The sequence below is a fragment of the Serratia sp. KH_031 genome, from assembly GCF_057839655.1.
This window is the reverse complement of the sequence record NZ_CM174496.1, coordinates 1,485,925-1,499,359: the sequence shown is the minus strand read 5'-3', so window position 1 is coordinate 1,499,359 and position 13,435 is coordinate 1,485,925. Positions and strand designations below refer to the sequence as shown.

Below are 13,435 nucleotides of genomic sequence, written 5' to 3'. Positions count from 1 at the left end.
ATCACGGATCCGGTTAGCTGGATCCGTTCATAACCTAGATAGGGAGTGTTAATGAAACCATCCACTAGTTTATACCATCAAACACCGAATATTGGCGTTTACGATAATCGAGGATTATTGGTTCGTGGCTTACGTTACAACCGAAGCGTCGTAGATTCCCCATTGCAAGAGTTGATTATTCATAGCAGTTACAGCCTGCAAGGGTTTGCGCTACAAAGCACGGATCCACGTCTGTTTGCCCGGCAACAACAAGGAGAAGACGTTCAACCGAATATGCAGGTGGTTTATTCACTCACAGGACAATCGCTAAAAACTGACAGCGTGGATGCCGGTTCATCCTGGCAAATGCTGGACATTGAAGGACGTGTTTGCTGGGGGCAGGATAGCAATACAAATCAACGTTGGCAGCAATACGATATATTGAGCCGCATTAATCTGGTTATTGAACAACCACAGGGTGAAACTGCACGTAATAGCGAACGCTTTATTTACGGCAGCGATAAAACCCTCAATCAAAATAGCCTAGTGATTCATTACTATGACACCGCGGGTTTACTCAGTCAGGATAGCTTTAGCCTGCTGGGTATGCCATTGAACAGCAACAGACAGCTTTTGGCCGATATGGATAATGCCAGCGACTGGCAAGGAGATGATGAAGCTGCATGGCAAGCATTACTAGACACAGAAAATTACCAGACCCACTGGCAATACAACGCAACCGGGGCGATAACACAACAAACCGATGCCAAAGGCAACCAGCAGCGCTGGACACTGGATATTGCTGGCCGATTAAGTGCCCATTGGATGACCTTGCAAGGGGGAACGGAACAGCAAGTCGTCGGAGCTATCGATTATAGCGCCGCTGGGCAAATCCTCAGTGAAACCGCCGGTAACGGTGTAATAACGCAGTACAGTTATGAAGTAGAGACCCAACGTTTGTTAGGCGTCACCACTCTGCGCTCCGGTAACACCACCGTGTGCGATCTACGTTATGAGTATGATCCTGTAGGTAACGTCACATTGGTCACTGACCTAGCTGACGAAGTTCGTTTTTACAAAAACCGCCGCGTGGCACCAGAAAATGCTTACGCCTATGATGCGTTATACCAATTGATAGATGCCAGTGGCCGCCAAAATAACACTCTGACTCAGCAAGGTTCCGCCCTCCCTGCTCCAATTATTGATGCCAGTAACCTAGTGACTTATAGCCGTAGCTATCGCTATGACACTGCTGGCAATATGACGCAGTTTTCCCATAACAGTGAACAGAGTTTCACCACTGAGATGGTGGTAGCAAATAACAACAACCGAGCTTTACTGCAGACTGGGGGAATAATACCTGACGATATTGATGCCGGGTTTGATACTCGCGGTAATACACTGAATTTACAGCCAGGCCAACCCTTGCGTTGGGATATACGCAATCAATTGCAACAAGTGACGTTGGTGCAACGCACCAGTGATGACGACAGTGATTGGGAACGTTATTACTATACAGGTAACCATCAACGGATTATCAAAAAAACGCAACTGAATAGTGGGCAGAATAACCAGCAGGTTATCTATCTACCAGGGCTGGAAATACGCACCACCATGGCTGGAGAAACCATTACCGAACAGTTGGATATTTTGACCATTAGCGCAGGCTCATTTCAGTTACGCATATTAAGTTGGGAAATAGGTGGTGAAGAGAGCATTAAAAATCCACAATGGCGTTACAGCACTGGCAACCTGATTAACTCACAAAACATTGAATTTGATGGTGTAGGGAATATATTAACCATCGAGGAGTTCTTCCCGTTTGGTGGCACCGCCATTTGGGCAGGGAACAGCAGTGAAGTAAAATATAAATATGTTCGCTACTCAGGTAAGGAACTGGACAGTACCGGATTGTATTACTACGGCCATCGTTATTATATCCCCTGGAGTTGTCGCTGGTTGAGTACAGACCCAGCAGGAACAGTCGATGGATTGAATTTATATTGCATGGTGAATAACAATCCAATTTCCTACGCTGATTGCCGTGGATTAGATAAAATCCCTATGATTATTCATTATATTTGGATCGGAGACAATGTCGCTGGATTAAACAAATTCGAAAAAAACATAATTAACTGTGCTGAACTCAATCCACATTATAAAATCATGCTACATCTTGATGTCGACAAAAATCGATACGGTGCAGTGATTAATAGACTGTCGTCAGCGACCAACGGAGCTATTGAGATTAAAGACATTCCGACAGAAGAGTATTACAAAGCCAATAATAGTAATGCTGATGTGTATGAGAAATTGAAAAGTGGTGGAGTAAAATACTATGCATTCGCTTGCGACACTTTAAGATACACCATACTTAATCACTTTGGTGGCATCTACAACGATCTAGATAATCCACCAACATCCGCCTTACCAAAAAAACCTTTTGATATTCAAAACAATCAATTATTAACCGGATTTATAACAGTTATCGATAGCAACAAATATGCGTTATGGAATAATTGCTATTTTGCTTCATTACCTAATGAAAACCCATTAACAGATTTAAAAGAACACATCGCTACAAACTTCCTTCCAGAGACTATGGATCATATTTCAAAAGTTGAGTCAACTATTGACGCTCAGCATGGTGAAGAGAAGTCAATGGTTAAATTTGAATTACTCACTAGTACCGTTGGTGTTCAGGCCTTCACCACATATACAAATTTATATGACGAAGAACGAAACTCCGCCTTTAAAAAATTCAATCAGACTCATTTGGCCTACCGCAGCAGAGTAAACTGCCTACCTAGAGAAGAAAGGAAAGCATTTTACGCTAGCCTTCCAAAAGATGAACGAGAGAGATTTAATGCCGAGCGCGAGCCAATACATAAATATAACGTACTTGGGGAATACTTTAATATGCAAGGTGAAGGCTCATGGCGGTAAAAATAATAAAACAATAATCAATGAGGTGCACAAATGAGAGTTTTACCTCTTATTACATTACTAATCTGTGGTTGCAGTGGAAAAATAAACAACCTTAATATCTTCGGCTACCAAACGGGAGTCCCGGCCACGATGGACAGCAATGCGAAAGAAAATATGGATATACAAGAGGAAAAAGACACCAATGAAGAAAAAAAAGGTTCCAAAGGTGGGAAAATAATCAATGCAATAAAAAAACTCGAGGGGAAATAATGACCACATTATATACAGCAACACCCACCATTAGCGTGGTAGATAACCGTGGACAATCCATTCGTCATTTGCAATATAACCGTATACAAATTGATACTCCACAGGATGAACTCGTCGCCCGCAGTACATATAGTTTGAATGGCTTATTGATTACGCAAATTGATCCACGCTTATATACAGCAAAGCTTGACGACCCAAATGTAGTGGAAAACTTTCGCTACCAATCTTCTCTTACGGGAAAAGTATTGCGTAGCGACAGTGTGGATGCTGGTATTGCATTCGCGTTATTTGATGTCACAGGCAACCCGGTGTGGGGGCAAAGCGGAGCAGAGATTTCACAGCGCGCAGAGTATGACGTACAAGGGCGCCCAACGCTATGTTATCAAACCTTGCCAGGTGCCAGTGAAACGATTACTGGTCGATTTATTTATGGCGAAAGCCTTGAACAACCCGCAGAGAACAATCTGCGTGGACAATGCTACCAACGTTACGATGGTGCAGGGTTGCTCACACAGGCCGCATTTTCATTACAAGGCGTGGTACAGCAACAAACACAACAATTGTTACTCAATGCCGAATCGCTCCCCGACTGGCAAGGAGCCAGCAGCGATGAATGGGATGCATTGCTGGAGAGCACTCAATACATAACTCAATGGACCGGGGATGCTGACGGGAAATGGCTGACGTTGACCGATGCCAAGGGAAATCAACAGCAGGTGAGCTACAACGTAGCCGGGCAAATTGCCAGTAGCAGTATTATCGCTCAGTCAACACCCAGTACAACACTCAGTAGCATTGATTACAGCGCCGCCGGCCAAGTGTTGCAGGAAGTGGCCGGCAATGGCGTGACAACAAACTATACCTACGAGGCGCAGACACAACGCCTGCTAACTATGCGTATGGCCCGCTCCTTCGGGGACGAATTGCAGAACCTCAGCTACAGCTATGATCCGGTAGGGAATATTATTGGCATTAGCGACAGTACTGCCGCGACCCGTTTTTATCGTAACCGCAAAGTCACGCCTGAAAACACCTATAGCTACGATGCACTTTATCAGTTGATCAGCGCTAACGGACGAGAGAACGCCAATGCCAAACAACAAGGGCCTGCGTTACCCGAACCGATTACGGATAGTAGCCAACTTATTACTTACAGTAGAAGCTATAGCTATGATAAATCAGGTAATTTATTCAATATCCAGCATATTGGCGCAACCAGTTATAGCCAACAGATGGTGGTTTCTAATACCAGTAACCACGCAGTTTCTAGCGCCATGGGGACGAATCTGCAACCGCAAGATATAGATGTAGAGAATCGCTATTTTGATGCCAGCGGTAATGCACTATGGCTACAAAGCGGACAAAGTTTAGGGTGGCTGGGCAATAACCGTTTACAGCAAGTCATACTGGTGAGCCGTGATGGTCAGCCTGATGATCGCGAAGTGTACCAATACAACGCGGAAGGGATGCGGGGGCGCAAACAAACCATCGCATTAACCAGCGGTACCACACAAACCCAACAGGTGGTTTATCTACCAGGTTTAGAGTTACGTACCACACAAAGTAATAATGGCAATGGAGTCACCACTACTGAAGACTTTACTGTTCTGGTGGCTCAGGCCACCGGGCGAGCAGCGGTACGTCATCTCTATTGGGAAACAGGGACACCCGATATTCCCAACGGACAACTACGCTATAGTTTTAATAATCAAATTGGTTCCAGTAATTTGGAGTTAGATGGTGATGCCAACATTCTCACCGTGGAGGAATATTATCCGTTCGGCGGCACTGCCGTATGGGGAGGGAGTAGTAGCGAAGTAAAATACAAATATATCCGCTACTCTGGCAAAGAACTCGACAGTACCGGGCTGTATTACTATGGTCATCGATACTATATGCCGTGGTTAGGGCGCTGGTTGAACCCAGATCCTTCAGGAACGGCAGATGGGTTGAATCTCTATTGTTTCGTTAAAAATAACCCTGTCACATCTTATGATGTCGGTGGTTTTATTGACGAAAAAGATCTCTCACCAGAGCTTCTCATGCTGATGAAAGATACGGGCGAAAAATACCCAGATGGATATGAGGATGAAAGTCCCGACGCTAAAAATAAAGTCAAAGAGAGAAATGATAAAATAGAGGCTCTGAAAAATGATCGTGACACTAATCCTTTCTCACCAATTATCAGTAGAGTAGCAGAACAGATGCATAAGACACTATTTGAGGAGGCAGGACAGTATAAACTCCCCGAAGGTTTTGGAGTAAATATAACAGAATACTCTAAAGATTCAGCTCTACTCCATAAATTGGCACTCAATATCGGAGAAGACTCAGAGGGTAAAGTAGCTGAGTTAGATGCAGAGCTTAAAATGATACCCGCCTATAAAAGACTTACTTTTAGAGGAGCAATGTTAGATAACACAATATATCAACCCGACAATAATCCGGAAGCCTGCAATGGCGGCAATGTTCAAAACATAATTAAAAAAGGAGATTATGTAACAACACAAACATTTTTCTCGACCAGTGCAGAAAAGAAAGTTGCCAGTGAATTTGTCATGCGACAACGTTTTGGTATGGAGCACTCCCTCAAATCTGTAGTCTTTGAGATCAGTGGGTCTAGTGGTAGAAATATTACCCGATTCACAGCAATAAAGCAGGCAGAAGTTTTAATGTCGCCAGGAGTTATCTTTAAAGTGGTAGGTGTTAAAGATGAACAGTTCGGTCCAAACATAATGCTAGAGGAAATGCCAGATTCTATCTGGAAAAATAGTGACATTAAAGTCAGAGACTATCGTTTTGGCACTAAAATCAATTCGAAACCCAGGTTACATAAAACAGCCTAAATTAATTAAACACATTTATAACAGCCCCCTTTAATTTAAGTAGAGGGGGCGCGCTACAGGGATATAAAAATATCTCGACATGCAAAAATGCGCACATTTGAAACTTTAAGCATGACTAATGTAAATCATATCACAACATTCATTTCATGGAAACAATGCCTAATTGTTCAACCTGTTTTTTAAGAACTTCAGCATCTAACAATCCTGTATTAATAAATTCCCCTTGAACATTAGGGTAACCATCACCGCCGCTTGCATTATAACTTGGCATACTGATCCGGTATTTTTTGTTCGCCTCTAGCACACGCCCCCCAATAATAACATGGGTTATTTTATTGTCATCCAACGTGAAGGTAACATTAGCTAATTGTGGATAGGCTCCAGACCCCGCCTTTTTATTTACCACAGCCTGTAAATAAGTTATTAATTCCCCCCCCCGCATCTCAACATAACCTACGGTGTTGCCAAACGGTTGCACAGTTAATACATCTCGATAGCTAATTGGACCAGCATCAATAGAAGCGCGAACGCTACCGCTACTAATTAACCCCAGATCAGCATGGGTTGCAGCCATCTGCGCAGTAATGATGAGTTTACCTAAGTTAGTCTGTTGGGAGCGGACGACAGAACGCTCACCTTCTAGATAGACATCACTCCTTCCGATAATCTCATCGAGTTTCTCTGCTCCTTTTTTTTGATAAGGCTCCAGTAATGTGACGAGTTTAGCATCTTGTTCAATCGTATCACCATAATTAACATATTGGGCTTTACCATCCTCTGCTACAATTTTCTTTTTCAGATTTATCGGTATTAACTGATACTTCCGCAATGTCAAATTACCATTGATAAACGTAAAATCTGCACGGCCAACATATTTGCCCCATTCATGCGCCTGAACTATCCAAACCCCATTTTGTATGTCAGGAATACATGGAGTTCCTGGTACGTAAGAAGCCTGACGTTGATTGACTGACTCCATACACACCGGGTTTTGTGAATGACCACCAACAATAATATTTAATGAACCAAGATCCAGAGATCGAGCCAACTCAACATCTCCCGGTGCATTTGAGCCATGATTACCATCCTCATAATGCCCCATATGAGTGGCAGCAATAATAATATCAGGCTTATTTTTAGCGCGTATTTTTTTAAGTAACGATTTAGTCTCTACTACCGGATCACGGAACTCAATACCCGCAAGTATTTTCTTACTACCTAAGCGTTTAGTATCGTCAGTGGTTAGGCCAATAACTGCAATACTCAGACCTTGTTTGTTGAACAACTGATAAGGCTTAAAAAGTCGCCGCCCCGTTTTCGCATCATAAATATTGGCGGACAAAAAAGGGAACTTAGCCCAACGCTCCTGCTGCCGAATAACACTCAACGGGTTATCAAATTCATGATTCCCTACCGCCATCGCGTCATAGCCAATAGCATCCATGCCCAAAAAGTCAGGTTCAGCATTTAACATATCAGACTCTGGTACTCCGGTATTTACATCCCCCCCAGAGAGTACCAGCAAACTCCCTCCGGCCTTATTCACTTCAGTACGAACTTGATCCACGACTATTTTTTGAGCCGCTAATCCATATTCACCATGTTTACTTTGCCAAAAATGTCCATGGTGATCATTCGTATGCAATAGCGTAATAGTATAAACCTTATCTTTTTGCCAAACAGCATTAGCTTGTGTGGCAAAGAACAAAGACAAAAAAGAAACGACACACCCATACCTAATATATCTAAGTATCAATATACTCATAATGTCATCACCTAAAAATGAGTTACTTCAATAGATTACGATTATCTAAGAACAGGTAAAACTTGGTTGTCTGATAAGGTTGGAAATTATTATCAGAAACAAAAACCAATGTTTTCTTACCATCAATATCTGGACCAAAAGTCACGCCTTCTATGCAATCTGGCTTATCCGTTAACAGATTAAAATCAATAAGTAATTTTTTTTGTGCAGGTTGCAACATTTGTGGATGATTAATGTCCACCAGGCTAATGGTGTCCTTTATATTTGTGCTCTGACGCAAATCAACCAAATAAGCACGAACATTGAAATCAAAATCCTTGAATCCTTTACTGGCATTACGTCCAGCACGCTCAATAATAATGACGCGATGTTCATCTATCGCCAGAAGCTCTGACAAACCGTTATCATTAACACCAAACTCACTCACTTGCGGTACGGCATCTAAATTATAAATGAACTCACTATCGAGTTTTAATGAGTTATCAGAAGGATTAATCTGATATTTTAAAATGCGTATAACGCCTGAATGAGTCGGGCTGGCAAGTGGACCATCCTGCTTGAGGGGGGCCTCAACGCCGACATATAAATATTTTTTATCTTTTGTCAGCGATAGTCCTTCAAAACTAACACCTGAACGGACACCAATTGCATCCTCCTTCCGCCCTTCTGCTTCTGCATTATAATAAGTAGGGATCGCATCTTTCAGATCGGCAACCAAACGCCCTTGCATATCGCTGATACGTAACGGACTTCCCAACTCAGATGACCAATATAGGTTTTTCCCATCTGGGGTTGGGGCAATCCCTTCTGCATCAACAGTTCCTGTAGACCATGGTTGACCATTTTCACCCACCAAATTTTTAACACCGACAGTGGTGATGTTATTAATACCCATTAAAGAGATATCTAATTGAAAAGTATAAAACCTCGCGATACCTTCTTGTTTGGTATTACGGGCATCAGAGATGGCATAATAGAGTTTTTGTTGACTATCATAGTGAATGCCTGATAAGCCACCAATAGGTACTTGTTCGAACAAAGTTCCAGTTGCTATTTGATTTTCGCCCAAAAACTGCATTGAGAGAGTACTATTAAATACCGGCGCATTCAGTTTGGCTCCTGCATATAATGAAATAGTCAGCAAGGTAGCCATGATAATAACGTTACGTTTAATATTAAACATGTCTAATTCCCCTTAACTTTCAAAACACATAAGTCAGCCCTGTTCTAATACGAAACTGGCGATTATCATCGTATTTATCAGGCCCTTTAACATCGCCAAGACCAAGATAAGGTCTCCAAGATTTCTTCTCACCAAACATATAGGTAAATTTTATCTCTTGAGCCCAATCATAAGTCTTATTATTCCATCTAATTGTTTCCGTATCATACCAGACAAAATTATATGTCATGGCAATAGGTAAACTTTGAGGTTTCCAATCAAACCAGAAATCATAGCGAGTCGTCATCTGATCATCAGAGGTATTGGTACTGGTTGGTTTATCAAAATCAAAACGAATACGCCCACGAACGACATATTGTGGTGTTATCTTATAGTTAACCTCCAACCCAGGTTCATAAGTAGTCCAATAACTTGAAGTATAAAGCGAGAATGTAGGAATGAATACCCAACTTTTAAAATCTGGATTAGTATAATTATAATTAAGAATAATTCCGCTGCCATTGTTTTCAAAATCCCACATCCGATCTCGATTAGCAGGTTTGGTCGTTTGGCCATTTGCATTCTTCACGGGTTCTTTATGATCACCAGATTTCCACATAATCTCGAGATGAACATTAAAACCGTTGTCAAAAAAATAACCCATTTTAGCGCGATCATAATCTACACGCGTTGTTGTTAGATATTCATTACGATAATCTAGATATCCCCCTGCGGCGAATACTGATGTAGTAATAAAAACCAATGACGTCCCAAGCATTGTATTAATATATATTTTGTTTAATTTTTCCATTTTATAACTATTCCTTTTTATATTTTTCATGCTTTAAACTGTATTTCTGTTGGCATCGTACATCTATGTTCCTAGTAACTCACAGACTTGTGCCGTACATGGACGCGTTAGAGCGGCCCACCTTGATGAAGCTCGAGTATTTTATGTATATACAGCCAGAAGTTAGAAATCGAATCCTGCGACTAAGTAATATCCCCAACCAATAGAGTCCACACTAAAATCACCGTTACCAAAATTTAAGACAGCACCATTATTCCATTGTCCACCATGATAAAAATATCTAAAAACAGCTGCATAATGCCAACGAGTGTAAGAAAGAGAAAATATATGGCTGGACACAAAGGCGTTATTGGTTCGAATTGCTTTTCCATTGACCGAACTGGTACCCGATTCACTGCCTAGTTTAGATCCCCAGTCGTAGGTAGAAAAACTACTATAGTTGAATTGGCCACCCAAAATAGTAGTGACAGGAACAAAATAACTGAACATAACACGATAGCCATCCCATTCATTGGTTATCGCCGCCCCATAATTTTGCCATTGGTACTTACCGTATAAATTAATAGAAGAAGACATTGGTAGACCGGTATTCAGATCAACACCAACCCCTGTAAATAGCGTACTACCACGTGAGTTGTTATTTCTTCCCATATCAAAAATGTAGTCATTAGCCCAATACCACTCTTTTATCGGCCCGATTACTAATGACTTTCCCGTTAGTTCATTGAGAGAAAATCGAGGCTCAATCTCCATAAATAGTGGTGAGCCATTGTCCCAAACACCGTGGTCAGCGTTATTACCCATACTAAAAAATTTAGGCACATCCCAATAACCATAAAAATCAAAGAACCCCTTTCTACCAAAAGCTTCATATTCAAGATAAACATCATTCACCGGCTGGGGAGAAAAACGGATTTGGCTACTACTGACAACATTAATTCGCTGATGCCACCAATCAGATAAGAATCCCTCTCGTGTATTCTCAACAGCATAAGAACCCATAGCGGTACTTATAAAAGTCAGTACTATAATAATTTTCAAGAACAAGCATCTGGTCATGATCTGCTCCGTGATATATGAAAGCCCTGTTTATTTTAAGTTCACCACAGCAATACCATTGAGACATTTAGATTAATGCGATTTATTTTCTAATGTATATTTTAATTCTTTATAATAATCATCATTAATAATGTACTTTCTCATTAAAACACAAACAACCAAATTAAAAACAGCAGGAATCAACGTCATCATGAGTGAAATCCCCCATAAGGCCTGTGAGGATTGAGTCACTCCTGGTTGATAATTAATATAACCTAATACTAACCCCACAAATCCACCAGCGAACCCCATACCGAGTTTTTGGAAGAACAAGATCCCACCAAATGCCAGACCAGATACGCGATTGCCCGTTTTTACTTCACCATAGTCAACTGACTCGGCAATAGAGGCCCAATAGACCGGTAATTGTATATCTGTCAGGAAAGTGACCAGAAAGTAGAAGACAAAAGCCAGATAAATACTTTCCTGCTTAACCAGTAAAAACATGGCAACACCAGCAATAAAGGCCAAAAACTGGGTATAACGGAACATCTTTATCTTATCGTAGCTGCGGGTTATCCAGGTACATGCCACCATAGCAAGCACTGAAGCAACAACCCCGGTCGTCAGGAATGGAGAAATAAGCTGATCACCACCTGCAAGATAGTATTTGGCATAGTAAGCAGCAACCGAACTACGAACAATGCCACCAAACATAATAATAGTGATAGCAATGCCTAAAATTATCCATTGGTCATTTCCACGAAGGTGACGAAATTGCTCTCTTATAGACAATACAGGTAACGGATGTTGAGTACGCTCTTTGACAGAAAAGAAACAATACAGGCAGAGTAGTACAGCAACAATACCCATTGACCCCATAGCAATTTGGTATCCTCGCGCAAGATTATCACTACCGAAATAAGTTGCTGACAGAGGAACAATAATCGTCACTAAGAACATGGCAATTTTGGTCATGATAAACCGATAACCATTGGCGCTTAAACGTTCCTTTGGATCATCCGTAATCACGCCAATGAGCGAGACATAGGGTATTGCAATAAAAGTATAAGTTAACGTGAGTAAAATATAAGTCGCATAAGCCCATATTAGTTTTTCAGCATAACCGAAGTCCGGCGTAGTAAACATTAGCCAGATAGTAACGCCAAACGGTATAGCGAAAAAAAGTAGATAGGGTCGATAACGTCCCCAACGGGTTGTTGTTTTATCGGTAAGCATGCCAACTAACGGATCGATAATGGCATCCATTACCCGCACAACTAATAGCAATAGAGCTAGATCTGTTGCTTTCAGACCATAAATATCCGTATAGAAATAAGTAATAATCATTGCCATTGACATCATGACAATGGCAATAGCCATATCCCCTGCCCCAAAACCAATTTTTTCACTTATTGAAAGTTTCATCATTAAGTTGCTCTTGTCTTGAAAATCATTGAACAACAGTCAATCCAGCAAATTTTGCTAGCTTGCAATATTATTGGTTGTACGCAGCGCCATGAAATACCTATCAGTAACAAGCGTAAAACAACACGTACATCCCAACACCGGCTACGCTAGCTTTAAATTGGTAGATACCACAACAAACCATTTTTCAAACTATGATGGCAATCACATTCCCCATACAGGCATAAGAATACGAAGGTTAATTTATATTTAATTCTTATATATAAGTAAGTTACCAATTCAATTAACAATAACGCTTAATCAATAAAGTATAATCAGATGATTTGTAAGATGTTCTTTTTTGTGTGAAGTGAGTCACCAAAGTACGTTTGAATTTTATAAAATTACGCGTATCATGCGAATTGGTATGTACCACATAACAATTCCAAGCACACATCATTAAAAAGCTGACAAAAATGGCAAACGTACACTATCAACAACTGAAATATAAAGAGATCTACAAAGACATAAAGCAACGGGTGGATAGCGGAGAATGGCTTGAAAACCAAGTTATTCCAACAGAAAGAGAGTTAGCTGATCTTTATCAAAGTAGCAGAACCACCATCCGTAAAGCGATTGAATACCTCAAGCAGCACGGTTACCTGCACAGTGAACATGGCCGTGGAACCTTTATTTTGCCGCAGCGCAGCAGAGAAAGCTTGGTATTACATAGTTTCAGTGATGATATTGAGGCTAAAGGTGGTAAAGCGAAACAACGCATTCTGGAAATGGGCTTTGTACCTGTCAGCGAAGTGATTCGTAGTAACCTTGAATTACCTCTGAGTATTACCCATGTCTTTCGTATTAAGCGGTTACGCTTTTCTGATACCACGCCGATGGGTATTCAGACCTCTTATTTGCCATTAAAACCTGACCAACAAATAACAGAAGATGAGCTGATGAATAGCGGCTCATTATATCGGTTACTTGAGGATAAACTGAATATTAAGCCCCTCGAAGCCTATGAATCCATTGGTGCTCGTTTGCCTTCGGCCGCTGAACGTACTTTGCTTGAGATTTCGAGTGAAGATGTTGTGCTCAGTTGTACCAGGATCACCTTATCCATAAAACGTGAACCTATGGAATATGTTGAGATGGTTTATCCATCAAGTCGCTACCTTTACAAAATTAAAGTCACTCGAGAAAATTTTGTTGTTTAAAAATCATAG

General features: G+C 41.2%; 9 protein-coding genes. 4 read left to right on the top strand and 5 right to left on the bottom strand.

All coding sequences use genetic code 11. From position 1 onward, the window contains the following. Nucleotides 1–51: 51 nt before the first annotated feature. Genes AC3ISQ_RS06630 through AC3ISQ_RS06620 form a run of 3 tightly spaced genes read left to right on the top strand, consistent with a single transcriptional unit; the run spans nucleotide 52 to nucleotide 6,023 of the window. Nucleotides 52–2,925, top strand: coding sequence for an RHS repeat-associated core domain-containing protein (locus AC3ISQ_RS06630; protein ID WP_489351662.1), 2,874 nt, complete (start codon nucleotides 52–54; stop codon nucleotides 2,923–2,925). Between the two features lie 33 nt (nucleotides 2,926–2,958). Then, the gene (locus AC3ISQ_RS06625; protein WP_489351660.1) at nucleotides 2,959–3,177 is read left to right on the top strand and encodes a hypothetical protein; all 219 of its coding nucleotides are present in this window, start codon (nucleotides 2,959–2,961) and stop codon (nucleotides 3,175–3,177) included. After that, nucleotides 3,177–6,023: an RHS repeat-associated core domain-containing protein gene (locus AC3ISQ_RS06620; protein ID WP_489351658.1), complete on the top strand. Its 2,847-nt coding sequence runs from the start codon at nucleotides 3,177–3,179 to the stop codon at nucleotides 6,021–6,023. The genes AC3ISQ_RS06625 and AC3ISQ_RS06620 overlap by 1 nt, the downstream gene beginning before the upstream one ends. A 139-nt stretch (nucleotides 6,024–6,162) precedes the next feature. Here AC3ISQ_RS06620 and ushA read toward each other — a convergent pair whose 3' ends face one another. The 5 genes from ushA to AC3ISQ_RS06595 all read right to left on the bottom strand — a co-directional run bounded on the left by ushA (nucleotide 6,163) and on the right by AC3ISQ_RS06595 (nucleotide 12,227). Further along, the gene (gene ushA / locus AC3ISQ_RS06615; RefSeq protein ID WP_489351656.1) at nucleotides 6,163–7,788 is read right to left on the bottom strand and encodes a bifunctional UDP-sugar hydrolase/5'-nucleotidase UshA; all 1,626 of its coding nucleotides are present in this window, start codon (nucleotides 7,786–7,788) and stop codon (nucleotides 6,163–6,165) included. Nucleotides 7,789–7,810: 22 nt separating this feature from the next. Continuing rightward, on the bottom strand, nucleotides 7,811–8,971 hold the full coding sequence (locus AC3ISQ_RS06610; RefSeq protein ID WP_489351654.1) for an esterase-like activity of phytase family protein: 1,161 nt from the start codon (nucleotides 8,969–8,971) through the stop codon (nucleotides 7,811–7,813). Between the two features lie 19 nt (nucleotides 8,972–8,990). Beyond that, a complete protein-coding gene (locus tag AC3ISQ_RS06605) occupies nucleotides 8,991–9,761 on the bottom strand; it encodes an oligogalacturonate-specific porin KdgM family protein (protein ID WP_489351652.1) in 771 nt (256 codons plus the stop codon). A gap of 162 nt (nucleotides 9,762–9,923) precedes the next feature. Beyond that, nucleotides 9,924–10,820, bottom strand: a complete 897-nt coding sequence (locus AC3ISQ_RS06600) for a nucleoside-specific channel-forming protein Tsx (protein ID WP_489351650.1) — start codon at nucleotides 10,818–10,820, stop codon at nucleotides 9,924–9,926. 72 nt (nucleotides 10,821–10,892) lie between these two features. After that, a complete protein-coding gene (locus AC3ISQ_RS06595; RefSeq protein ID WP_489353153.1) occupies nucleotides 10,893–12,227 on the bottom strand; it encodes an MFS transporter in 1,335 nt (444 codons plus the stop codon). 455 nt (nucleotides 12,228–12,682) lie between these two features. Between AC3ISQ_RS06595 and AC3ISQ_RS06590 the strand changes: the two genes are divergently transcribed. Beyond that, nucleotides 12,683–13,426 (top strand): GntR family transcriptional regulator, encoded by a 744-nt coding sequence (locus AC3ISQ_RS06590; protein ID WP_489351648.1) that lies wholly within the window; start codon nucleotides 12,683–12,685, stop codon nucleotides 13,424–13,426. Nucleotides 13,427–13,435: the final 9 nt, after the last annotated feature.

What these genes read in the sequence shown, in the direction of transcription:
- AC3ISQ_RS06630 (WP_489351662.1), top strand. Translation starts at nt 52, where the DNA reads ATGAAACCATCCACTAGTTTATACCATCAAACACCGAATATTGGCGTT.
- AC3ISQ_RS06625 (WP_489351660.1), top strand. Translation starts at nt 2,959, where the DNA reads ATGAGAGTTTTACCTCTTATTACATTACTAATCTGTGGTTGCAGTGGA.
- AC3ISQ_RS06620 (WP_489351658.1), top strand. Translation starts at nt 3,177, where the DNA reads ATGACCACATTATATACAGCAACACCCACCATTAGCGTGGTAGATAAC.
- ushA (WP_489351656.1), bottom strand. Translation starts at nt 7,788, where the DNA reads ATGAGTATATTGATACTTAGATATATTAGGTATGGGTGTGTCGTTTCT.
- AC3ISQ_RS06610 (WP_489351654.1), bottom strand. Translation starts at nt 8,971, where the DNA reads ATGTTTAATATTAAACGTAACGTTATTATCATGGCTACCTTGCTGACT.
- AC3ISQ_RS06605 (WP_489351652.1), bottom strand. Translation starts at nt 9,761, where the DNA reads ATGGAAAAATTAAACAAAATATATATTAATACAATGCTTGGGACGTCA.
- AC3ISQ_RS06600 (WP_489351650.1), bottom strand. Translation starts at nt 10,820, where the DNA reads ATGACCAGATGCTTGTTCTTGAAAATTATTATAGTACTGACTTTTATA.
- AC3ISQ_RS06595 (WP_489353153.1), bottom strand. Translation starts at nt 12,227, where the DNA reads ATGAAACTTTCAATAAGTGAAAAAATTGGTTTTGGGGCAGGGGATATG.
- AC3ISQ_RS06590 (WP_489351648.1), top strand. Translation starts at nt 12,683, where the DNA reads ATGGCAAACGTACACTATCAACAACTGAAATATAAAGAGATCTACAAA.